Source organism: Pseudomonas caspiana (assembly GCF_002158995.1).
GTDB lineage: Bacteria > Pseudomonadota > Gammaproteobacteria > Pseudomonadales > Pseudomonadaceae > Aquipseudomonas > Aquipseudomonas caspiana.
The window spans coordinates 67483-89030 of sequence record NZ_LOHF01000003.1 but is presented as its reverse complement, the minus strand read 5'-3'; the positions used below and the strand labels follow the sequence as shown (position 1 = coordinate 89030).

Sequence of the window (21548 nt, the reverse complement as noted above, 5' to 3'; positions counted from 1 at the left end):
GGAGCGCAGGGCACAAGTCATACCTTGCTTTTGCCGCTACTGCGCCGTGTCCGGAGTTTCCACGATTTTCCCCGCGCTGTCGCGATGCGTGTCCTGACAGGCGCTTTGAGTGCGCCCGTGTAATAGCCGACATGCAACGGGTCCCATTGGCTTCGGACTTGGCTATGCTGTAGACCGGTGCTGAAACGCAGGTGACTGTCTCGTCGGCATTTACCGGGCTACAGGTGACAAAACAGGTACTCGCTCAGGGGCTTGAGTGCATTGGTAAATCATGGAAGTACTGACGCTGATCCTGGCGTTCGGGCATGTGCTGGAGAGTGAAATGGAGCGGCTGTATTCCCTTCAGGGGTTGAGGGGCCTGGCGGTGCTGGGCGTGGTGCTTTTCCATATGACGTCTGTTGAACTGAAGTACTCAGGGGGCGACAGGCTGCTACCTGGCTGGCTGGATTTCTTTCAGTTAGGGGTGGATCTGTTTTTCGTCATCAGTGGCTTCGTGATGGTGATAGTCAGCCGCGGACGCTTCCAGAACAGCGTTGAGAACCGGCGTTTTTTGTTCAATCGCGTGTCGCGGATCTATCCGACGTATTGGCTGTATTTTTTCATCACGCTGGCGATTTATCTGGTTCAGCCGGGCATGGTCAACAGTGGTCATGGCACATCAAACCTTTGGCTGTCGTTTTTTTTGCTGCCCAGTGACAAGGTGCTGCTGGTCATGGTGGCGTGGTCGCTGGTGTTCGAGTTGTGGTTCTACCTTGTATTCAGCGTCCTGCTGTTTTTCAAAGAGCGTTATTTGCCGTGGCTACTGGTGGCTTGGGCATTGGTTTTGCTGGTGTTCAACACGCTCCAGGATTGGCAGACGTACCCTCCAGTGTTAGCGGTGGTTTTGCATCCTTATGCCTTGGAATTCATCGCCGGGGCTTTATTGGCCCTTTTGTTTTACAGCCGACATAACGTTCGCGTTGCCGATTCCGCTGTCTGGGGGCTGCTGGTTGGAGCGTTGGTATTAGGCGTTCCGGTGATTGGTCTGTATGGATTATTTGAAAGTCATGGTTTGGCGCGGATGCTGGTGGTCGGCCTGGTTTTTGGCTTGCTGGTGTTCGCGCTGGCATTGCTGGAGCGTCGTAAGCACGTATCGATGCCCGGAGGTCTGGTCCTGATTGGCGACATGTCCTACACCGTCTACTTGTCTCATCTGCTGGTACTGGGCGTTATCGGGCGTATCTGGCAGTTACTGGGCGGTTGGCCCGCGACGCTGCTGGATAATATTTTCTTCGCCGTGCTGATGATGGCTGCGGTGCTATGTTACGGCTGGGTCGGCTATCGTTGTTTCGAAAAACCGGTACTGGATCGGGCCAATATTTTTGCCCGTAAACACTTTCGAGCGCGCTCACCTGGCCTGGAGCGTGCGCAATAAGATTTGGCGGCGCGCTACGTGTTGGAGTCATTGTTGGATATACAGCTCGCTTCACTCACCCAGTATGGCGGCATCACGGTCATGCTGCCTGCCGCAATTGTCATTATTGGCTGGCTCTGGATGACCCGTTCCCGTCGTTCTGCGTTGCTGTGGGTCGCCACTGTTTTCGCGGTTTACACCATCGTTGCGGTCAGCAAGATCCTCTTCAAGGGTTGGGGCGTTGCGTTGGAGAGCCTGGGCATTTATGTCCTGAGCGGTCATGCGATGAATACGTGTCTGGTGCTGACGGTGGGGCTGAGTCTAATCGCCCGGCAGTTGCATCCTGCATTGAGGTGGCCCGCAGCGGCGTTGGGTCTGGCAGTGGGCTGGCTGTTCAGCATCTACTGCGTTGCGCCGTTCATTCATCCTTTGCCTGAAGCAATTGCCGGTGCTTTGCTGGGCTCGCTGGCCGCCTGCCTTTTTCTTCTGGGGCTGGAAAATATCCAGCCGGGCCGGATCCCTTCGGCAGCGCTGGTGGTAGGCCTGTTGTTTATCGCCTTCAACGCAACGACTCCCAAGTACACTGCGGAGTCGATTCTGGATCGTATCTCGATGCGGATTTCCGGTGCCGGGCAAGTCTTTAGAGCGCCGGAGTGGCGGGTTCCGCAGGAGCCGCTTTAATCTGATTTCATGTGCCTGACTCATCCTCGACGAGTGTCATGCGCAGGCCTAAAATGACCGCTCGTTTTCTGCATGGAGGGTCATCCATATGCCTCCTGAATGTCAGTTGTTTGGCACCTTGGGGTGTCATCTGTGTGAGGTCGCCGAAGCCGAATTAATGCCGTTGGTAGAGCATGGCTTATTGGTGGAACTGGTGGATATCGGCGACAGCGAGCGCCTGTTCGAAAGCTACGCGTTGCGTATTCCGGTGCTGCGTCGCGTGGATACCGGTGCTGAGCTGGACTGGCCGTTCAGCGTGGAGCGGGTGGTCAGTTTTCTGTTGTAGGTTTTGAGATCGCGGGTAAGCCGGATAGTTGAACGCAACTCACCTGTGGAGATTCTAGGGTTGCCCACGTCATTGGCAACATTTGGATAACACGCCTTTGAGCAAGGCCTGCCCGAGATAAGGGCAGGCAAGAAAACACTCACACACATATTCCGCGGAACTAATTCGCCGTTCAGCTGGTACAAGACTAGGTACTACCTTCATCCCGGCAGGCTTTTTGGCTGCCTTGCACTTTTTCTCAGCAAATGGACGAATGATGAAACCTTATCTCTGGCTTGGCCTGATTGGCGCTTTTTCTCTGAACACGGCATTCGCCGAATCGGTGTCGGTACCGATGAATCTGGTGAGTGCGACGGAGGCAGCGAAGCCGATTGGCGAAGTCATCATCACCGAAACTGAATACGGTCTGTTATTCACACCTAGTCTGACCTCGCTGCCTGCCGGTGTTCATGGCTTCCACATCCACGAAAATCCGAGCTGTGAAACAGCCGAGAAAGACGGTGTGAAAGTCGCCGCTCAAGCCGCTGGTGGCCACTGGGATCCGAAAAAGACCGGTAAGCACCTGGGCCCTTATGCCAACGGTCATCTGGGTGACCTTCCAGCCATTTATGTCACCGATGACGGCATGGCTAATTACCCGGTTCTGGCGCCACGTCTGAAAAAGCTTAAGGATGTCAAAGGCCATGCGTTGATGGTTCACGCGGGTGCCGATAATCATTCCGACATGCCCAAGCCTTTGGGCGGTGGTGGTGACCGGGCTGCCTGCGGCGTGATCTGACACCTTCAAGCGATTCGCCGTGACAAAGCTCTTGGGTGATAATGCGGCGCTATTTCACCCAAGAGTCACCCACGAGCCCATGTATGTCCGATTCTGCATTTTCTGCTGCCAACAGCCAGGCCAGTACTCTCTATTTGCCGCCAGGAAAGTGGGTTACTGTGCTCGATTGTCTGTGCGCGCATTTCAGCGCCATCAGTCGCGAGCAGTGGCTTGACCGGATTGCCCGCGGTCGGGTGCTGGATGCCAATGGCAAACCTGTTGGTGTGGATCTGGCCTACCGGGAAGGGCTGCGGATTCACTATTTTCGCGAAGTGCCCAACGAAACGCCGATCCCGGTGCAAGAGTCAATTCTCTATGCCGACGACCATCTGGTCGTTGCCGACAAACCGCACTTTCTGCCGGTGACGCCCGCGGGTGAATACGTCGAACAAACCTTGCTGCGTCGTTTGATCCGTCGCCTGGATAATCCTGATCTGGTGCCATTGCACCGTATCGATCGGCATACCGCAGGGCTGGTGTTGTTTTCTGCCAACAAACAGACGCGCTCGGCGTATCAGTCACTGTTCCCGACCCGCCAGATTGACAAGCGTTATGAAGCGATCGCACCCGCGCTGCCAGGCATTGAGTTTCCAAGGGTGCATAAAAGCCGTTTGATCGACGGCGAGCCTTTTTTCCGCATGCAGGAAGGCGCTGGCGTCAGTAATACCGAAACCGCCATGGAGGTTTGTGAGCGTAACGGTGATCTATGGCGTTATGCGCTGTATCCGGTGACGGGCAAGAAACACCAGTTGCGTGTGCACATGGCCGCTATTGGGGCGGGTATTTGCAACGATCCGTTTTACCCGCTGGTAATCAAAGACGCCGTGGACGACTACACCAAGCCCTTGAAGCTGCTTGCGCAAAGCTTGCGGTTTATCGATCCGGTCACCGGGCAACAACGGGAATTCCAAAGCGAAATTCATCTGGAATGGTAGCTAGAGCAGCCGCTCGGCATTTCCTGTCGCCCATAAAAAAACCCGCACTTGGCGGGTTTTTTTACGTCTACTGCGTCGGGCTCTGAATTACAGATCCTTGACTGTACGCACTTGATCCTTGTTGACACGGGTTTGCTTGCCATCGAGTTGTTCGAACTCGTAGAAACCTGAATCGTCATCATACTTGGGCGTATCGACGGCCTGTATTTCCCGGCCATCGGTCAAAGTGATCACAGTCGGCGATGCACAGCCAGCGAGGGATGCAAGGCCCAGTGCGAGCAAAAAGGCAGCGGGAAGGGTCCGTTGGTTCATTACGGTGTCTCCTGATCGATTCTTGGTTAACTGACGTGTAAGACGTATCTGCGCTCAGCAAGTTCAATCAATAGTAGTTGCTGTGCAACGCCTGAATCACCCGGTCGTCAGGGCGAGCAAGTCCGGAGTATTGAGGTTGGCGAGCCGCGGATCGTCCGCGACACATTGCACGGCTACAGCATCTAGCTGCTCCATGACCCTGCGCGGGCTGCGTTCACCCCGTTGCCAGGCCTCTTCAAAAGCTTCTGCATGGCAGGTCGGGATTACGCAAAGCAAGGGTTGCCAGTGCTCGCCACTGCGCACCATGACCGGTTGCCGGGGATGTTTGAATGCCGTTTCCCGAAGTTCTCGCAGCAGTGAGAGATCGATCAATGGCACGTCGCAAGGCAGCACCAGTAGATGTGTGTGATGCACGAGAGGCAGGGCCGCGCGGATGCCGGCGAACGGCCCGTGAAACTCATCATTGCCGTCCTGCACCAGTTGGTCGGCGTAAGCTGCGTATTGTTCCAGGTTGCGATTGCAGGAAATCAGCAAGTCATCGGTCAAGGGGCGGGTCAGGCGATGCAGGTGCTGGATCAGCGGCTCGCCTTTCCACAGGATCAGTCCCTTGTCCCGGCCGCCCATACGCTGACCCTGGCCTCCGGCCAACAGCAGGATCGAACAGGCGGGAAGGGGGATGACATCAGGCATGAGTGAGTTGACCGAAGCAGTGAAATGGGGTGCTGTGATATAACACCGGCCTGTTTTCTCTTCAACTGGATAGAGCCATGAAAGCCAAGGCCGATACCCCCTTTGTACCGCTGAATATTGCTGTTTTGACGGTCAGTGACACACGCACCCGCGAAACTGATACTTCTGGCCAGATGTTTGTCGATCGTCTCACTGAGGCCGGGCATAGCCTGATCGAGCGGGTTCTCCTAAAGGATGATCTGTACAAGATCCGTGCGAAGGTCGCGGGCTGGATCGCGGACGATGAAGTCCAGGTGGTGCTGATTACCGGCGGCACTGGCTTCACCGGGCGTGATAGCACGCCGGAAGCGGTCGCCTGCCTGCTGGATAAGCAAGTGGATGGTTTCGGCGAGCTGTTCCGTCAGATATCGGTGCCCGACATCGGCACTTCGACCATTCAGTCCCGCGCTTTGGCCGGGCTGGCCAACGGCACACTGGTTTGCTGCCTTCCGGGCTCGACCAACGCAGTACGCACGGGGTGGGACGGGATTCTCGCCCAGCAATTGGACAACCGGTTTCGCCCCTGCAACTTCGTGCCGCACTTGAAGCAAGCCGAGCCTTGCGCAACCCGTGGATAAAACACCGATGAACAAGCCCTTGATGCCGGTAGAGCAGGCCTTGGCACGTTTGCTGGAAATGGCTGAAGCGGCGCCCGTGAGTGAGTCCGAAACAGTGCCAGTGGCGCAGGCACAAGGCCGAGTGCTGGTGCAGGACATGATTGCAACGCTGGACCTGCCTCCCTGGCCGAACAGTGCCATGGATGGCTATGCCCTGCGTCTGGCGGACTGGAGCGGCGAGCCTTTAGTGGTCAGCCAGCGTATTTTTGCCGGACAGGCACCGCAGCCATTGACGCCTGGTACCTGCGCACGAATTTTCACCGGTGCGCCGGTTCCGGACGGCGCTGACTGTGTCGAGATGCAGGAAAACGCTGAGGTCTTCCCGGATCAGCGTGTCGGGTTTACCGAGCCTCTACAGATCGGCCAGAACATTCGCCCACAAGGTCAGGAAACCCGGACGGGTGACAAAGTCCTTGCCGCCGGTACGCGCCTAGGGCCTATCGAGTTGGGGCTGGCCGCTTCATTGGGGCTGGACAGGCTGCAAGTGGTCAGGCGCTTGCGGGTTGCTGTGCTTTCGACCGGCGATGAGCTGATCGAGCCAGGGTTGCCGCTGGGACCGGGGCAGATTTACAACAGCAACCGCGTCTTGTTGTGCAGCTGGCTGAAAAGGCTGGAGTGCGACGTGGTGGATGCCGGGATTCTGCCCGATGATCTGGAGAAGACTCGTGCGGCCTTGGGGGCACTCAGTGACGTGGATCTGATCCTGTCCACCGGTGGCGTTTCTGTGGGCGAGGCCGACTTTCTGGGCCATGCATTGCGTGAAGAGGGCGAGTTGTCGCTGTGGAAACTGGCTATCAAACCTGGTAAACCGCTGACCTTCGGGCATTTTCGCGGTGTTCCGGTGATCGGTTTGCCTGGCAACCCTGCGTCGACCCTGGTGACCTTCGCTCTGTTAGCCCGTCCTTATTTGCTGCGACGCCAAGGGGTAGCCGATGTCGAACCTCTGCAGTTTCCCGTACCTGCGGGCTTCGCCTGGACTAAACCCGGTAACCGCCGTGAGTACCTGCGCGGAAGGCTGGAACAGGGGCGTGCAGTGTTTTACAAGAACCAGAGTTCCGGGGTTCTACGCAGCGCTGCCTGGGCTGACGGCCTGATAGAGGTTCGTGAAGGCAGCACAGTCGCCGAGGGAGGCTGGGTCAACTTCATCCCTTTGAGTGAAGTGCTCGGTTGATGGGGTTCTATCCATCCGATTGGTCTATCCACGAGGCATGAGCTACCCTCAAAAACGCTGACAAGTTGGGCATTCGGTCTTCGCCCTGGAGTTTTGTTATGCCGTCTTTGAGAGTGGCTTGTGTCATCCCGACTTATAACGGGCGAAAGGATTTGGAGCGGTTGCTGGATTCTCTGGCAACCCAGACTGCTGTTTTTGACACCTTGATTGTCGACTCAAGTTCCAGTGATGGAACCCTTGAGCTGGCAAGGTCGCGGTGTGCCAACGTGATTCGGATCGACAGCAAAGACTTCAACCACGGCGGCACGCGGCAAATGATGGTCGAGTTCAATCCCGACTATGACGTCTACGTCTATATGACTCAGGACGCGTACGTCGAGGATACTCAGGCCATTGCCAATATATTGCTGCCCTTTGCCGACCCGAAAGTCGGTGCTGTGTGCGGTCGGCAGTTACCCCATAAAGACGCGAGCCTGTTGGCTCAGCACGCCCGCTTGTTCAACTATCCGCCGGTGTCACAGATCAAGACTCTGGACGATGCGCCACTGTTAGGCATCAAGACCCCGTTCATGTCTAATTCGTTTGCGGCCTATCGTCGTGAAGCCCTGCTGGATATCGGTGGTTTTCCCCGGCACGTGATCCTTTCCGAAGACATGTACGTCACCGCAAAGATGCTGTTGGCAGGATGGAAAGTGGCGTACGAAGGCTCTGCGGTGTGTCGCCATTCCCATAACTACACGATTTGGGAAGAGTTTCGGCGCTACTTTGATATCGGTGTGTTCCAGTCCCGTGAAGCCTGGATCTACGCCACCTTTGGAGGCGTAGGCGGGGAAGGGATGCGTTACGTCAAATCAGAGCTCAAATACCTCGGCCCCAAGCGTTTTATGCTCTGGCCGCTGTCGTTTATTCGCAACGCAGCAAAGCTGGTGGCTTACAAGCTCAGCAAGCAGGAAAAACACCTGCCGAAACGCCTGAAGAAAAAGCTGGGCATGCACGGGCGGTATTGGGACGGGCCGTATGGGTAGAGGGGAATGCAGCGCATTGCATCGTCCGGGCAAGCGCGCCTACCGTTTGATCGCATTCCAACGGTAGGCGCGCGCTTGCCCGTACCCCTTCAATCCTTCCCGGCTTCCTCTTCCTGACGATCCGCCTCAAACAACTGAGCCAGTTCTTTCCTGGCCTCACGGGCGGTTTGCAGGACCTTCGCCGCATCGTCATAAACCAGATGCTGCGCCGCCAGAACCTGTTCATCGTGGCGTTTGAAGCGGCTGATGCGCGCATCGGCCTGAGTCTGGGTCAGACCGAGACCAATAAGTGTCTGTCGGCTCATTTCCAGGCTGGAATAGAACGTTTCCCGTACTGCCTGCGCGCCCACATCCAGCAGACGATGCACATGTTGCCGGTTACGCGCGCGAGCGATGATCTTGATGTTCGGGTATAGCTTGTTGACCAGTTCGGCTGTCTTGATATTGATGTCCGGATCATCAGTAGCAATGATGAAGAACTCAGCGTGTTCAACCTTTGCTGCGCGTAATATTTCCGGTCGCAACGGGTCGCCGTAAAACACCGGCACGTTACCGAAGCTGCGGGAAAACTCGATGGATTCCACTGCGGTATCCAGGGCGACAAAAGGGATGTTCTGGGCGCGTAAAATCCGGGCAACGATCTGGCCCATACGGCCCATGCCTGCGATGACCACGCGGGGCGAATCAGTATTGATGTCCCGATACTCGTCCGGTATTTCAACCGTGACCGGCTTGGGTTTGAGCCAATGGCCAATGCCCAGCAGCAATAGCGGGGTCAGGGCCATCGACAACGTGATGGTCAATATCAGCGTGTCGTACAACTGGGCATCAAACAGGCCCTGATCACTGCCGATCTTGAATACTACAAACGCGAACTCACCGCCAGCAGCGAGCACGATGCCTAATCGTAAAGCGCTTTGTTTGCCTAATCCTCCAGCAAGACGCCCGACAATAAACAACAGCGGCAATTTGATGAAGATCAGTAGCAGCGTCAGTCCCAGCACGATCAAGGGTTCGCTAAGCAGGAGGCTCAGATTGGCGCTCATGCCCACGCTCATGAAGAACAGCCCAAGCAACAGCCCCTTGAACGGCTCAATCTGCGATTCCAGTTCGTGGCGGTACTCCGAGTCGGCGAGCAGCAGCCCGGCGAGGAATGCTCCCAGTGCCATGGACACACCCACCAGATCCATCAGCCATGCCGTGCCGATAACCACCAGCAAAGCGGTCGCCGTGGACACTTCCTGGATTTTCGTCTTGGCCACGATACGGAACACCGGACGCAGCAGGTAACGACCACCTACCACCACAATCGCAATCACGCCCAGTACTTCCAGGCCGTGAGTCAGGCCATCGCTGGCGCTGAGTTTGTCGTCCGTACCCGCGAGCAGCGGCACCATGGCAATCAGCGGGATGGCGGCGATGTCCTGGAAGAGCAGAATGGCGAATGCCAGTCTGCCATGAGGACTGTTCAGTTCCTTGCGCTCGGCGAGACTTTGCAGGCCGAAGGCGGTTGATGACAGAGCGAGCCCCAGACCCAGCACGACAGCAGTGTTCAATGGCTGGCCAAAGGCGAGCAGGGCAACGACGCCGATTACCAGACCTGTCAACAATACTTGGGCCATGCCGACGCCAAACACTGCTTTACGCATTACCCATAAACGCTTGGGCGAAAGTTCGAGGCCAATGATAAACAGCAGCAACACGACGCCCAGCTCAGAGATGTGGCTGACGCTTTCGGGATTACCGATCAGTCCCAATACTGACGGGCCGATGATCACACCCGCGATCAGATAGCCGATCACCGCCCCGAGCTGCAGCCGCTTGGCCAATGGAACGGTCAAAACCGCGGCGAACAGAAACACGACTGCGGCCTGTAACAGGCTGCCTTCAGGGGGCATGGTTGACTCCTTGCTAACGACGAGAGGGCCGAACGGGCGGCTTTGAATGGGCGCTATTAAACCATGTGAATTGTAACCGGCGTTGTCCGGATGTGCTCTGGGGTAGACATTGAGCAATTGGGGCTGGCAAAAAGCGCGAAGGGGGAGGGTGTGCAGTATGCCGGTGCCATGCGTGGCACATCAGCGTAAGATGGGCGCGCATTTGTGCGCAACGAATGCCGACCATGAAGATTTCAGGAACCTGCAATGACCAATAAACAACGTTTGATTTATTCGCTGCTGATTGCACTGGTGGTACTGGCCGTCATGCTGGGCCTTTCCCGCTTGCAGGCTGATGGTGTCATCAGCGAGAAGACTTTCCAGTACATCGCCATCGCCGTTGCCGTGCTGGTTGTGGTCATCAACGGTGTGATCCGCCGCAAGGTCAAGCGCTGACAGCTTGCGGTCCAGTTCCAGACCGGGCGGTCATTGACCCGATTTGCCCGGTTCATTGAGTTGTTCAATAGCCTGGGGGTGCAGGCTATAACTCTTGTCAGGGTTGAGAGAAATAACGCCTTCATCGCACAGGCGCTTGAGCACTTCCCGCACGCTCAGAAACGACAGCGGGATATCCAGCTTCAGCAGTTGGCTGTGTACGCCGCGAACGCCCAGCGGCTGCCCTTCGCTGGTCGCATGCAGCAGCGCGTCGAGGACCTTCAGACGGACCAGGCTGGTCCGCAAGCCGAAGCTTTTCAGCAACTTCCTGATCGGTTCGTTGCCTGGGCGTTCGGTATCAACGGCAGGCGCTTGGGCCTGCGCGGCAATGGCTGACTGGCGCAGCATCGTTCGGGTGGTGGTGGCTTGACGATTCAACATGCGCAAATTCCTTTTCAGGCTCTAAAAATACTTGCCTCACTTAGTAAGACGTATGAGCGCTGAAAATCCTCAACACTTACCGAAAAAAAGTTTAACGGTCACCGTTCAAGCCCCCGCCCGACAGGCCGCTGGTCACTAAATTTCCCCGCCGTTCTTCGTCTTAAGGTGAGCGCCGGCCCCTCAAGGCTGTGCCTGTCTGCAAGTCAGCCATCAGGAGTCAGAGTGATCATTATCAAGCGCATGCCAACGTTGTGTATTACCGGATTGATCCTTGGCTTGAGTGTGAGTGCTCATGCGCAGCTGCCTGCCGGGCAGGCGGGCGCAGAGATCCGTCGGACGACCTTTGGGGTGCCGCACATCCGCGCGCAGAACGAACGCGGTCTGGGCTACGGCATCGGCTATGCCTATGCGCAGGACAATCTCTGCCTGTTGGCCAATGAAATCGTCACCGTCAACGGCGAGCGTTCACGTTACTTCGGCCCTGAGCAACAGACCGCCGAACAACGCAACAACATGGCCAGTGATGTATTTTTCAACTGGTTGAATACGCCAGAGGCCGTTGCCGGATTCTGGAAGGCCCAGACGCCACAGGTTCACCAATTGGTTGAAGGGTATGTGGCGGGTTACAACCGGTTCCTTGCTGAAACACGAGAGGCCGGCGCCCAGGGTGAGTGCTTGCAGGCGCAATGGCTACGTCCGATCACCACCGAAGATCAGGTCAAGCTTACCCGCCGCCTGCTGGTAGAGGGTGGCGTCGGACGTTTCGCAGAAGCGCTCGCAGCCGCTACGCCACCTGCCGCCGCTGTCACCAGCCGATCGGTGGATTCGATGTCATTCGCCAGTGCCGCTGCCCACGATCAGGACTTTGCGCTCGAGCGCGGCAGTAACGCGGTAGCGATTGGACGTGACCGTTCGGATAACGGGCGGGGCATGCTGCTGGCCAACCCGCATTTCCCGTGGGTCGGCGGCATGCGTTTTTATCAGATGCACCTGACGATCCCCGGCAAGCTCGACGTGATGGGCGCTGCTCTACCGGGTTTGCCGCTGATCAATATCGGTTTCAGCCAGCACCTGGCGTGGACCCATACGGTCGACACGTCCAAACACTTTACGTTGTATCGGCTCAAGCTTGATCCAAAGGACGCCACGCGTTACGTCGTGGATGGTGAATCCCGTCCGCTGAAAAAGACCACGGTCAGCGTTACGCTGGCTGACAAGGACGGCAAGCCGAAAAAGCAAACCCGTGAAATCTATCAGTCCGAGTTCGGCCCGGTGGTGCAGTGGCCTGGCAAGCTGGACTGGAATCGAGAGTACGCTTACAGCCTGCGTGACGCGAACCTGGGCAATGACCGCGTCATGCAGCAGTGGTACGCGATGAACCGCGCCAGCAGCCTCGCGGATCTCAAAGGTGCGCTGCAGAAAATTCAGGGCATCCCTTGGGTCAACACCCTTGCGGTAGATGACCAGGGGCAGACGCTTTATACCAACTATTCAGTTGTGCCGAATGTCAGTCAGCAGAAGCTGGCGCAGTGCAGTGATCCCGCTGCCGGGCTGGAAATGATTGTGCTCGACGGTTCACGTAGCACTTGCACGTGGGATAACGATCCTTCTGCGGCACAAGCGGGCATCTTCCCGAGTTCAGCGTTGCCGGCCTTGAGCCGTAGCGACTACGTGCAGAACTCCAATGATTCAGCCTGGATGACCAACCCGGCGCAGCCGTTGACGGGGTTCTCGCCGCTGATCAGTCGTGACGCCCAGCCACTGGGTCCGCGCACGCGTTTTGCCGTGGATCGACTGGCAAGCCTGCAACGGGCAGGCAAAGTCAGCCTTGCCGACTTGCAGGCGATGGTCATGGATAACCGGGTGTACCTGGCCGAGGCGGGCGGGTTAATGGATGACCTGTTGCAGTACTGCGCCGGGTATTCGGGTGCCGATGTTGCTGCGATCAAAAGTATTTGCACGAGCATGAGCCAGTGGGATCGCAGTGCCAATCTGGATGCAGGCTTGGGCTTCGTGCATTTTCAGAACGTCGCGAAGGCGCTGCAGAGTGTGCCGAATGCCTGGCGTATTGCGTTTGATCCGGCTAACCCGCTTCACACCCCTCGAGGCCTGGATTTGCAGCAGGCTGGTGTAACCGAAGCACTGCATGCTGCATTGCTGGCATCCGCAGCGCAGTTGAGCAAAGCGGGCCTGACCCCGGAAACTCGTTGGGGGGATATTCAGGTTTCGACTGTGGGCACACAACAGACGCCGATTCACGGCGGTCCAGGTGTTTTGGGTGTGTACAACGCGATGCAAACTGTCCCGCGTGGCGATGGCAAGCGTGAAGTGGTCAGTGGCACCAGCTATCTGCAAGTCGTGAGTTTCGATGAGCGCGGCCCTCACGCTCAGGGCTTGCTGGCACCGTCGGAATCAACCAATCCCGAATCGCCTCACCGCCGGGATCAGACCGAGGCGTTCTCCAAAAAACAATGGGCTGTGTTGCCTTTCACCGAGCAGCAGATCACCGCGGATCCGGCTTACCGGTTGCTGGTGATCAAGGAGGGGCAGAAGTAGGCGGGTGAGGTCCCGCACTCCAGGTCCGGACAACCCATTCGAGTTGAAAAATGAGGCTCCCTTTTGGGGGCCTCATTCCAATTCAAGATCGTGTCAGGCTAGCCCTTCGGTGCCACACTTGGCTTTCTGTTGATGACCTGACTGCCTTCGCTGTTGCGCGTCACCGTCACCGGCAAGACTTTGGGCAGAGAGGTCACCAGGCTAGCCATCTCCCGGGTGTTATAGCTGCCGCCAATGCGGATTGCACCGGTGGCGTTATCGGCCAGCAAGATCGGTTGTGGCAGGTAACGATTGATCAATGGGAGCGCTTGGCTCAATGGCAGGTTATTGATCACGAGCTTGCCATTGCGCCACGCAAGGCTGCTGTCGTTGGCATAGGTTTCGCTGATTTGCGGCTCGAAATCGCCGCTCTTGTAGCTGGCCTGCATTCCCGGCTCAAGGCGGTATCCGCTACCGGGTTGGGAGTTGTCACTGACAACTTGTACAGACCCTTCAAGCAGCATTACCCGGACCTGATCCTGATACATCCATACGTTGAATCTGGTTCCGGTAACCCTCACGCTGCCTTGGCCAGCGTTCACCACAAAGGGATGTTGGGCGTCGTGGCTGACCTCAAAGAACGCTTCGCCCTTGTCGAGCACCACGCTACGGCGATCCTTGTAGTTGGCGAAGGTCAGTCGGGTGCCTAGATTCAGTTCCACGCGACTGCCGTCAGCCATGGTGACCAGACGGGTGTTGCCATCGGCCTCATAAGTGTCATAAGCATTTGGCAGCCAGCCTTGATTCCAGCCGATATATCCCGCTACCGGCAAGGCGAGGGCGACGATTGCAGCGGCTGCGGCATAGCTGCGCCAGTTTCTGCCCGAGTTTTCCGGCACTGGGCGGCTTGCCATTGTCACGACGTTGCCGGTAGGCAATGGATTGACCGGTGCAACTTGCTCGGAGAGCGCCCAGATTTCCAGCATCGCCTGATATTCGACGGCATGCAGTGGATGGGCATCAAGCCAGAGCTCGAACGCCTCACGCTCCTCTGCAGTGCAATCGCTTGCGTGCATGCGCATGCACCAATGTGCTGCGGCATCGGTGACGGCGTCGTATTCGGCTTCGCTGAGAATTGGGTCGCTCATTGGTACTCCGGCTGTAGGAGCATTCTACATCTGCGTAGGAGTGGGGGAGAACAGCTATGGCTATTGAATATCAACGGATAGGGCCATTTTTTGGGTAATAGCGGTCAATTCGCGTTAACGCATTCTTCCAGCGTCCTTTTTTGCACCGCGCAGCATTAGACTGCCGCTCTTCATACGCAAAAACGCGGAGCCATGGATGAACGTGCGAATCGAACAAACGTCTTGCCCCACCGAAGAGGAAGTCTCGGCAATCCTTACGCCATTGCGTGCCTATAACGTTGCCCAGGCGGGAGCATCGGGAGCGGAGAAGTTTGCGCTCCTTGTCAGAGACGAGCAGAGCAATGAAGTGTTGGGTGGACTGAATGGCAGGATCTTTTATCGCTGGATGTTCATCGAGTTGTTAGTAGTGCCGGAGCAGGCCCGTGGCCAGAAGCTAGGCTCGCGTTTGATGGCGATGGCGGAAGATTTGGCACGGGATAAAGACTGCGTCGGTATCTGGCTCGATACATTCGATTTTCAGGCACCGGATTTTTACCGCAGCCTGGGTTATAGCGAATTCGGTCAGCTCAACGATTATCCGCGGGGCCATCGTCGTTACTTTTTTCAGAAACGCCTGGATCAGCTTGATGCCGTCGATTTACCTGTCTGACGATGGGCAGTAATCTCGGCAGATTCTGATGCAACGCTGTGAAGTTGGATCACTTGTTTAAAGCTGACTGGCGGAGTTTTAAATGTCTGCACCCCGTGATATCGAGACACACACCGTTAGCTTCGTTGAATTGGCTGACTTACTGCGGCGCATATTTCTACGGCACGGCACTTCAGAGGATGTTGCTCAGGTCTTGTCGCAAAACTGCGCGAGCGCGCAGCGCGATGGGTCCCACAGCCATGGGATTTTTCGCATTCCCGGTTATTTGTCATCGCTGGCCAGTGGCTGGGTCGATGGCAAAGCTGTGCCGGTCATAGAGGATGCAGGTGCTGCGTTCATTCGAGTGGATGCGGCCAACGGCTTTGCGCAGCCCGCTTTGGCGGCAGCTACGCCGTTGCTGATCGAAAAGGTGAAGAGCGCCGGTATCGCGGTTCTGGCGATCCGCAGTTCCCACCACTTCGCGGCGTTATGGCCAGACGTCGAACCTTTCGCCGCGCAAGGACTGGTGGCGTTGAGCGTGGTTAACAGCATGACCTGCGTGGTGCCTCATGGTGCACAAAGGCCGTTATTTGGCACCAACCCTATAGCGTTCGCGGCGCCTCGTGCGGGTGGTGATCCCATCGTTTTCGATCTGGCGACCAGCGCCATTGCCAATGGGGATGTGCAGATTGCCGCCCGAGCCGGACGTACCCTGCCTGCCGGCATGGGGGTCGACCGCGCGGGTGAGCCAACGCAGGACCCAAAGGCCATTCTTGACGGTGGAGCGCTTCTGCCATTTGGTGGCTACAAAGGGTCCGCGTTATCTATGATGGTCGAGCTACTTGCAGCGGGCCTTACCGGTGGCAACTTTTCGTTTGAGTTCGATTGGTCCGGGCATCCCGGAGCCCAGACACCCTGGACCGGGCAGTTGTTGATTGTTATTGATCCGGACAAGGGCAGCGGCCAGCACTTCGCCGAGCGTAGTGAGGAGCTGGTCAGGCAGATGCATGGCGTGGGGCAGGAGCGTATGCCTGGCGACCGTCGATATAAGGAGCGCGCAAAGTCACTGGCGCAAGGCATCGAAATTTCACAGGCAGAGTGGGCAAATCTGCAGGCGCTCGTGAGGTGATGGCAGCATGATGTGCCAGGACGACTGAGGGTTGAGTGAGCCGTTCGTCGTCCTCTGACTTGCGTAAATCCCTTTATCCAAATACTGTATGTTTAAACAGTAATTTGAAAGAGGCGGTTGCCATGTCCCTTAAACACGTTGCAAACACTACGACTGATCGCGCATCCATCATCGCTGGCATGAATGAAATGCAGCGTGAGGATTTTCTGGCTCTGGCTGCAGCGCTTCGCCAGTTCAATGCTTACGAACCGCTGGTGTCGATGGCTGTGGTCAACGCCCGGCACGCGGTTGAACATCACGGTCGGCTGACGGCTGACTGATTTCACCGGCTACCGGCGCATCCTGCCCGGTATCGGCCGTTTCAGGCGAGCGTTCACCCCGGCTCTTGCCATTACGTATCAGGCGCAGCGCTAATAGTGTGCCAAACAGTGAAACCACGCACCAGCCCAGTAGAAAGTTCGTCACGCGTGATTCTCCAGACAGCGTCTCATGCCAGGCATGGACGTGGATGACTCAGCATCTTCCAAAGCAAACAGTACAGTCGTTGAGCGTTATACCACTCAGCAGGCTGCTGATTCGAGTTCGCTGAGCAGCCTCGGTAAACTGCCGACTTGCCTCGCTATATATGAAACATATATGATTCGTATATTCCATTCGAGGTGAATCATGGGTCTGGTCAAGATTTCGGAACATATGCACGCCAATATTCGCGCAGCCAGTGCGGCGCTTAGTCGCTCTATAAATGCTCAGGCCGAGCACTGGATGCGGGTCGGCATGCTCAGTGAGTTGCACCCGGCGCTGAATTACAGCGAGATTTGCCAAATGCTGATCCGTACGGAGAACGCTGACGGCATCGTTCTGAGTGCGCAAACCTATGATATTTCGCCTGCTCAGTCGCAACCGAAGGTGGCCTCTCGATGAGCGGTCCTGTCAGCATTAAAAGTGAAGCGGATCTGGTTCAATTGCGGATCGCCGGCAGATTGGCTGCCGATGTTCTGGCCATGATCACTCCCCATGTAAAGGCAGGCATCAGTACTGAGGCGCTGGACGATATCTGCAATGAGTACATCGTCAAAGAACTGAAAGTGATTCCGGCGAACGTTGGCTATCACGGCTTTACCAAGACCACCTGCATTTCACCCAATGCAGTGGTGTGCCACGGTATACCGTCTGCTTCGGACATCCTCAAGGATGGCGATATCATCAACATCGATGTGGCTGTTATCAAAGACGGTTGGTACGGCGATACCAGCCGTATGTACTTTGTGGGTGAGGTCAGTCCTTTGGCGAAACGCCTGGTGCATACCACCTATGAGGCTACTCGCGCCGGTATTCACGCCGTGCGTCCGGGTGCAACGCTGGGCGACATCGGTCATGCCATCCAGACGGTCGCGCACCGTGAAGGCTTCAGTGTCGTTCGTGAATATTGTGGGCATGGAATTGGACGCAATTATCACGAAGACCCTCAAGTCCTGCATTACGGTGCGCAGGGTAAAGGTATGCGCTTGAAGGCAGGCATGGTGTTCACTATTGAGCCCATGATCAATGCGGGCAAGCCGGGCACCAAGGTCTTGCCTGATGGCTGGACAGTGCTGACCAGAGACTTGTCTTTGTCGGCTCAGTGGGAGCATATGGTTGCTGTAACGGATACGGGGTTCGAGTTGCTCACCCCTTGGCCCGAGGGTACCGGCGAATACCCGGCGATCTGATGCAAAAAGCCCGGCCTGAAACAGGCCGGGCTTTTACGCTGCAACCCTAAGCTTCGTATGCTTTGGCAGCTACAACACCAGCAGAGCTGAGTTTGATCGGATATTTGAGTGTACGACCTGTCTTGCTCGTCGAGTCGACGCTACCGTGATGAATCAGACCGCCTTGCTGCAAGTACTCCAGGGTGTCCGCGACTGCGTTCTCCCCCCGATAGTTGTCGAGTACTTCTTTACCCAATCCCGCTGGATGAGCTTTCAGGAGACGGGTCAGAACTTCTTTCTCAAGGTCTTTATCGATAGTCATGCTTACCTCGCGTTGCTGGTTTGATGAGCGCTGCTTGATAAGTCGGACCGCCTCGAAACTGTTTTGTTTAGACTTTCTCCTCCCTGTGGGTCTTTTTCCAGTGCACCTGGGTGACACCCAGTCCCTCTGCCTGAAGAATCGCCAGTCTTATCGGTCCTGTCGCAACATTGTCGCCGACCTGCCAAACGCCCGCGTGTAGCGTTGCAATGTGCAGCGCATAGCTTTCGCACAGATGGAATGCCTGATGGCAGAAGTGTCTGGGTTCGCCGCGAAACTGATAATGAATTTCAAAGTCCGTCTGATCGTTCATCATTGCCCCTGCCTGTGGGATGTCGGGATACATCTCTGAAAATGTGTACTTCCTTGGGTACCTGGAAGCGTGAGCCTGATGAGGCTCAACAGCGTGCTGCCAGTTCATTTAGAGATCGATACAGGCTTGCAAAGACTTCAAGCGGCCGTGGATCGTACTACTGCTCCGGATGTCCTTTTGTCTGAAAAAGGAAAGGGAGATTTACACTGATTTAGACATATTTGTACACATCTCCGATGAGTGGTGAGATGTTTTTTTAGGGTGGCAAATCGCGGATGGATTAAAGCCATTGCGGTCGCGGCCCGCTTGACGGGCCGCTTGCTTTGAGGATGTCTTCGAGGCTTCAGGCAGGTGCTTTTAACCGCAGCTTTTCAGGTCTACCGGGCCAACGAACTCGTTACCACGGCCCATCACGCACGCGACCTTCTGGTTGCGCTGACGCTCCCAGCTTTCCACCGGGTAGGTCTTGTTCCAGGCTTGATAGAGCTGCTGATCCTGACGTGACAGGCGCAAGTTGTACTGCTTGCTCATATAGAAGTAGGTGCGTGCAATCATTCCGCGAATGGAAGGCCGCGGCATGACTTTTTTAGCCTTGAAATCAACCTGAGTCAGGCAGGAGCCGTACTGGCCGGTCTGGGCCGGGAGCCAGCCAAAACTAAAGTTGTTACGGTCCCCGTTAACCTCGCCAATGCTCGGCACCAGATTGTGCAGGTCGGCTTCGGCTTGCTGGAAAATCTTGTCATTTTTCGTGCAGTTCTTGCGACCACCGTTCTGCCAACACTGGCGCAAGTGACCGATTTGCCAGGCAGGAACGATGTGCTCCCATTCAATGCGCTTGGCACGCGTGGCGTTTTTGCGTGGGACGTAGCCGCAGCCAGCGATATCGACTTTGTTGCCGTTGTACTTACAGCCGCAATAGAACTCAGTCGACTGGGCTGAGTAGAGGCCCCAGGCAACTTTTTTCGCCTGACTGAATGTATGCGGTGCTTCGGCATTGACTGTGATTGGAGCGGTGAGGAGCAGTGTCGTAAAAAGCAGGGTAAGGGTTCGCACCATCATGCCGTCAATCTTCCTTCGGCACTGTCCAGAAAATCTGTACGCCGCCATCATCTCGATAGGCGAGAGTCACGTTGTCGTTTTCCGCGATCTCTTCGAGCAACTGATTCCATTCATCCTCGATTTCGTCTGGCAGGCGAAATATCAGCGCCGCTTTGGCTTTTTGCGCGGTTGGCGAGTTGATGATCTTTTGTACTCGCACGCCTAAACGTTCGTAAGAGCTGGGAAGGGACTGAGTTGCTGTGCCTGGATTTGCCACGGAAAGGGTTCCTTGGGTTGCTGTACGGGCATACAGTATTTCACTGTGGGCCATTTCGCAACTCTGCTGTAGGAACAAACGCGAAGGTCTGTGCGATTGCACAAGTATTGTCTGCAGGTAGCGGCCATGCCGTTGAGCATCCAGTGCTCAAGAAAAAACTCAAGGTGCCGATTGCTGGGGCAGGACTTCATTATGGAGGATGACGGTAATGAGCATTTCCACGGTGGGCTTTCCAGCGCCTGTCTTCAGCATAAACGCAGGCTCCGCCGCTAGTGCAGAAGCGGTAGCGGACGAGGAGAACAAGCTTGAGACCGTTTCAGAAGAGCAAAAAGTCAGCGGCGACATTTCTGAGCATCTGAGCGTTTCAGCCAAACAGTTGCTCAAGCGTTTAGCCGAATTGCAGGCTCAGTTGCGTGACTTGCGAGGCAAGATGCACGCCGCAGAAAACGCGTCTTACTCAAATCTCGCTGCCCGAAACGCCGTAGTGGCCAGCTTTCAAAATCAGATATCGGCCATTACCGGGACCATATTGCTGATGTCCGCCTCGTTGTTCAAAGAGCTGGACAGGAGTGGTGGTCTGAACATCACGGTGTAAATTCCTGCTGGAATTTTGGTGCTGGCGGACGTTGACAATCTCCGCGACGTTTCTCATAGTTCATTCCTCGCAAACGTTTGCGCCATGATCATCGATTCTGGTCGTTACGTGTTGCCCGACACAATAATCATAAGATCGGAGTGTACCTATGAAGCTGCCGTTTGCTGGACGCGTTCTTGCCGTTGCTATGCTCGCTGCTGTTGCCGCAACAACCTCTCTCCCTGCGTTATCCGCTGAATCCTCTGAAAAACCAAAAGTCGCGCTGGTGATGAAATCTCTCGCAAACGAGTTCTTCCGGACGATGGAAGACGGTGCGAAGGCTTATCAGAAAGAAAACGCTGACAAGTTTGATCTGATCTCCAACGGCATCAAAGACGAGTCGGACACCTCCAACCAGATCCGCATCGTTGAGCAAATGATCGTTTCCAAAGTCAACGCACTGGTCATTGCCCCGGCAGACTCCAAGGCGCTGGTGCCGGTCATCAAGAAGGCTGTAGATGCCGGGATCACGGTGGTGAACATCGACAATCAACTTGATCCTGAGGTGCTGAAAAGCAAAGGCATCAGTGTACCGTTTGTCGGTCCTGACAATCGCAAAGGCGCCAGACTGGTGGGTGAATACCTGGCACGTGACCTGAATCCGGGTGATGAGGTCGGGATCATCGAAGGCGTTTCCACCACCACCAATGCTCAGCAGCGCACAGCGGGATTCAAGGACGCTATGGAAGCCAGGCAGATGAAGATCGTGTCTGTGCAGTCCGGCAGCTGGGAAATCGACAAAGGTAATACCATTGCTTCGCAGATGCTCAACGCTCACCCGAACCTGAAAGCGTTGCTGGCCGGTAATGACAGCATGGCGCTGGGTGCTGTGTCTGCTGTGCGCGCTGCCGGGAAAGCGGGGCAGGTCAAAGTAGTAGGCTATGACAACATCAAGGCTATTCAGCCAATGATCGCGGATGGTCGAGTACTGGCCACTGCTGATCAGTTCGCCGCCAGGCAAGCCATGTTCGGTATCGACGCGGCCTTGAAGATTCTCAAGGGTGAAAAAGTCGAGACCGTTAATGGCGTCATCGAAACGCCGGTCACTCTGATCACCCATTCCAAGCTGTAACCCCCTTCG

General features: G+C 56.1%; 27 protein-coding genes. 17 read left to right on the top strand and 10 right to left on the bottom strand.

Annotated elements, in window-relative coordinates:
• The first annotated feature begins 322 nt into the window (after positions 1 to 322).
• The 5 genes from AUC60_RS05255 to AUC60_RS05235 all read left to right on the top strand — a co-directional run bounded on the left by AUC60_RS05255 (position 323) and on the right by AUC60_RS05235 (position 4151).
• Positions 323 to 1414 carry an acyltransferase family protein gene (locus AUC60_RS05255; protein ID WP_087265279.1) on the top strand — a complete coding sequence of 364 codons (1092 nt, stop codon included), beginning with the start codon at positions 323 to 325 and terminating at the stop codon, positions 1412 to 1414.
• A gap of 33 nt (positions 1415 to 1447) precedes the next feature.
• On the top strand, positions 1448 to 2074 hold the full coding sequence (locus AUC60_RS05250) for a hypothetical protein (RefSeq protein ID WP_455567064.1): 627 nt from the start codon (positions 1448 to 1450) through the stop codon (positions 2072 to 2074).
• Between the two features lie 88 nt (positions 2075 to 2162).
• A complete protein-coding gene (locus tag AUC60_RS05245) occupies positions 2163 to 2399 on the top strand; it encodes a glutaredoxin family protein (RefSeq protein ID WP_087265042.1) in 237 nt (78 codons plus the stop codon).
• A 256-nt stretch (positions 2400 to 2655) separates the two neighbouring features.
• Complete coding sequence (gene sodC / locus AUC60_RS05240; protein ID WP_087265041.1) at positions 2656 to 3177, top strand: superoxide dismutase family protein; 522 nt, start codon at positions 2656 to 2658, stop codon at positions 3175 to 3177.
• 83 nt (positions 3178 to 3260) lie between these two features.
• Positions 3261 to 4151, top strand: a complete 891-nt coding sequence (locus tag AUC60_RS05235; protein WP_087265040.1) for a pseudouridine synthase — start codon at positions 3261 to 3263, stop codon at positions 4149 to 4151.
• 87 nt (positions 4152 to 4238) lie between these two features.
• Here the strand turns inward: AUC60_RS05235 and AUC60_RS05230 are convergent, their stop codons facing one another.
• Together AUC60_RS05230 and mobA are read right to left on the bottom strand one after the other, a co-directional pair.
• Positions 4239 to 4463, bottom strand: coding sequence for a YgdI/YgdR family lipoprotein (locus AUC60_RS05230; RefSeq protein ID WP_087265039.1), 225 nt, complete (start codon positions 4461 to 4463; stop codon positions 4239 to 4241).
• A gap of 96 nt (positions 4464 to 4559) precedes the next feature.
• On the bottom strand, positions 4560 to 5153 hold the full coding sequence (mobA, locus tag AUC60_RS05225) for a molybdenum cofactor guanylyltransferase MobA (protein ID WP_087265038.1): 594 nt from the start codon (positions 5151 to 5153) through the stop codon (positions 4560 to 4562).
• A gap of 77 nt (positions 5154 to 5230) precedes the next feature.
• Here mobA and moaB point away from each other — a divergent pair, with 77 nt between their 5' ends.
• The 3 genes from moaB (at position 5231) to AUC60_RS05210 (ending at position 8005) form a co-directional block, all read left to right on the top strand.
• Complete coding sequence (moaB, locus tag AUC60_RS05220) at positions 5231 to 5770, top strand: molybdenum cofactor biosynthesis protein B (protein WP_027898187.1); 540 nt, start codon at positions 5231 to 5233, stop codon at positions 5768 to 5770.
• Positions 5771 to 5777: 7 nt separating this feature from the next.
• Positions 5778 to 6980, top strand: a complete 1203-nt coding sequence (locus tag AUC60_RS05215; RefSeq protein ID WP_087265037.1) for a molybdopterin molybdotransferase MoeA — start codon at positions 5778 to 5780, stop codon at positions 6978 to 6980.
• Positions 6981 to 7078: 98 nt separating this feature from the next.
• The gene (locus AUC60_RS05210; protein ID WP_087265036.1) at positions 7079 to 8005 is read left to right on the top strand and encodes a glycosyltransferase family 2 protein; all 927 of its coding nucleotides are present in this window, start codon (positions 7079 to 7081) and stop codon (positions 8003 to 8005) included.
• 89 nt (positions 8006 to 8094) lie between these two features.
• On the opposite strand, the gene AUC60_RS05205 is transcribed toward AUC60_RS05210, so the two are convergent.
• On the bottom strand, positions 8095 to 9903 hold the full coding sequence (locus AUC60_RS05205) for a monovalent cation:proton antiporter-2 (CPA2) family protein (RefSeq protein WP_087265035.1): 1809 nt from the start codon (positions 9901 to 9903) through the stop codon (positions 8095 to 8097).
• Between the two features lie 246 nt (positions 9904 to 10149).
• On the opposite strand from AUC60_RS05205, the gene AUC60_RS05200 reads away from it, so the two are divergent.
• Complete coding sequence (locus tag AUC60_RS05200) at positions 10150 to 10338, top strand: hypothetical protein (RefSeq protein WP_087265034.1); 189 nt, start codon at positions 10150 to 10152, stop codon at positions 10336 to 10338.
• Between the two features lie 30 nt (positions 10339 to 10368).
• Here AUC60_RS05200 and AUC60_RS05195 read toward each other — a convergent pair whose 3' ends face one another.
• Complete coding sequence (locus tag AUC60_RS05195; RefSeq protein ID WP_087265033.1) at positions 10369 to 10758, bottom strand: Fe2+/Zn2+ uptake regulation protein; 390 nt, start codon at positions 10756 to 10758, stop codon at positions 10369 to 10371.
• Positions 10759 to 10980: 222 nt separating this feature from the next.
• Here AUC60_RS05195 and pvdQ point away from each other — a divergent pair, with 222 nt between their 5' ends.
• On the top strand, positions 10981 to 13314 hold the full coding sequence (pvdQ, locus tag AUC60_RS05190; protein WP_087265032.1) for a bifunctional acylase PvdQ: 2334 nt from the start codon (positions 10981 to 10983) through the stop codon (positions 13312 to 13314).
• Between the two features lie 98 nt (positions 13315 to 13412).
• On the opposite strand, the gene AUC60_RS05185 is transcribed toward pvdQ, so the two are convergent.
• Entirely contained in the window at positions 13413 to 14441 is a 1029-nt protein-coding gene (locus tag AUC60_RS05185) for a FecR family protein (RefSeq protein ID WP_087265031.1), read from the bottom strand.
• A gap of 196 nt (positions 14442 to 14637) precedes the next feature.
• Between AUC60_RS05185 and AUC60_RS05180 the strand changes: the two genes are divergently transcribed.
• The 3 genes from AUC60_RS05180 to AUC60_RS05170 all read left to right on the top strand — a co-directional run bounded on the left by AUC60_RS05180 (position 14638) and on the right by AUC60_RS05170 (position 16518).
• Complete coding sequence (locus AUC60_RS05180) at positions 14638 to 15090, top strand: GNAT family N-acetyltransferase (protein ID WP_087265030.1); 453 nt, start codon at positions 14638 to 14640, stop codon at positions 15088 to 15090.
• An 82-nt stretch (positions 15091 to 15172) separates the two neighbouring features.
• A complete protein-coding gene (locus AUC60_RS05175) occupies positions 15173 to 16198 on the top strand; it encodes an Ldh family oxidoreductase (RefSeq protein ID WP_087265029.1) in 1026 nt (341 codons plus the stop codon).
• 122 nt (positions 16199 to 16320) lie between these two features.
• On the top strand, positions 16321 to 16518 hold the full coding sequence (locus AUC60_RS05170; protein WP_087265028.1) for a hypothetical protein: 198 nt from the start codon (positions 16321 to 16323) through the stop codon (positions 16516 to 16518).
• On the opposite strand, the gene AUC60_RS27570 is transcribed toward AUC60_RS05170, so the two are convergent.
• The gene (locus tag AUC60_RS27570) at positions 16469 to 16663 is read right to left on the bottom strand and encodes a hypothetical protein (RefSeq protein ID WP_144443230.1); all 195 of its coding nucleotides are present in this window, start codon (positions 16661 to 16663) and stop codon (positions 16469 to 16471) included. The genes AUC60_RS05170 and AUC60_RS27570 overlap by 50 nt on opposite strands.
• Before the next feature lie 201 nt (positions 16664 to 16864).
• On the opposite strand from AUC60_RS27570, the gene AUC60_RS05165 reads away from it, so the two are divergent.
• Both AUC60_RS05165 and map read left to right on the top strand, forming a co-directional pair.
• Positions 16865 to 17119, top strand: coding sequence for a ParD-like family protein (locus AUC60_RS05165; protein ID WP_087265027.1), 255 nt, complete (start codon positions 16865 to 16867; stop codon positions 17117 to 17119).
• A complete protein-coding gene (gene map, locus AUC60_RS05160) occupies positions 17116 to 17907 on the top strand; it encodes a type I methionyl aminopeptidase (RefSeq protein ID WP_087265026.1) in 792 nt (263 codons plus the stop codon). Before AUC60_RS05165 ends, map begins: the two co-directional genes overlap by 4 nt.
• A 46-nt stretch (positions 17908 to 17953) precedes the next feature.
• On the opposite strand, the gene AUC60_RS05155 is transcribed toward map, so the two are convergent.
• From AUC60_RS05155 to AUC60_RS05140, 4 genes are all read right to left on the bottom strand, one after another.
• The gene (locus AUC60_RS05155) at positions 17954 to 18208 is read right to left on the bottom strand and encodes a hypothetical protein (RefSeq protein WP_087265025.1); all 255 of its coding nucleotides are present in this window, start codon (positions 18206 to 18208) and stop codon (positions 17954 to 17956) included.
• A gap of 67 nt (positions 18209 to 18275) precedes the next feature.
• Positions 18276 to 18518: a DUF6555 family protein gene (locus AUC60_RS05150; protein WP_087265277.1), complete on the bottom strand. Its 243-nt coding sequence runs from the start codon at positions 18516 to 18518 to the stop codon at positions 18276 to 18278.
• Between the two features lie 357 nt (positions 18519 to 18875).
• Complete coding sequence (locus AUC60_RS05145; protein WP_087265024.1) at positions 18876 to 19577, bottom strand: endonuclease; 702 nt, start codon at positions 19575 to 19577, stop codon at positions 18876 to 18878.
• A 4-nt stretch (positions 19578 to 19581) separates the two neighbouring features.
• Complete coding sequence (locus AUC60_RS05140; protein WP_238599524.1) at positions 19582 to 19833, bottom strand: DUF1654 domain-containing protein; 252 nt, start codon at positions 19831 to 19833, stop codon at positions 19582 to 19584.
• A gap of 208 nt (positions 19834 to 20041) precedes the next feature.
• On the opposite strand from AUC60_RS05140, the gene AUC60_RS05135 reads away from it, so the two are divergent.
• Entirely contained in the window at positions 20042 to 20428 is a 387-nt protein-coding gene (locus AUC60_RS05135; protein ID WP_087265022.1) for a hypothetical protein, read from the top strand.
• Between the two features lie 148 nt (positions 20429 to 20576).
• The gene (locus AUC60_RS05130) at positions 20577 to 21539 is read left to right on the top strand and encodes a sugar ABC transporter substrate-binding protein (RefSeq protein WP_087265021.1); all 963 of its coding nucleotides are present in this window, start codon (positions 20577 to 20579) and stop codon (positions 21537 to 21539) included.
• Positions 21540 to 21548 lie beyond the last annotated feature (9 nt).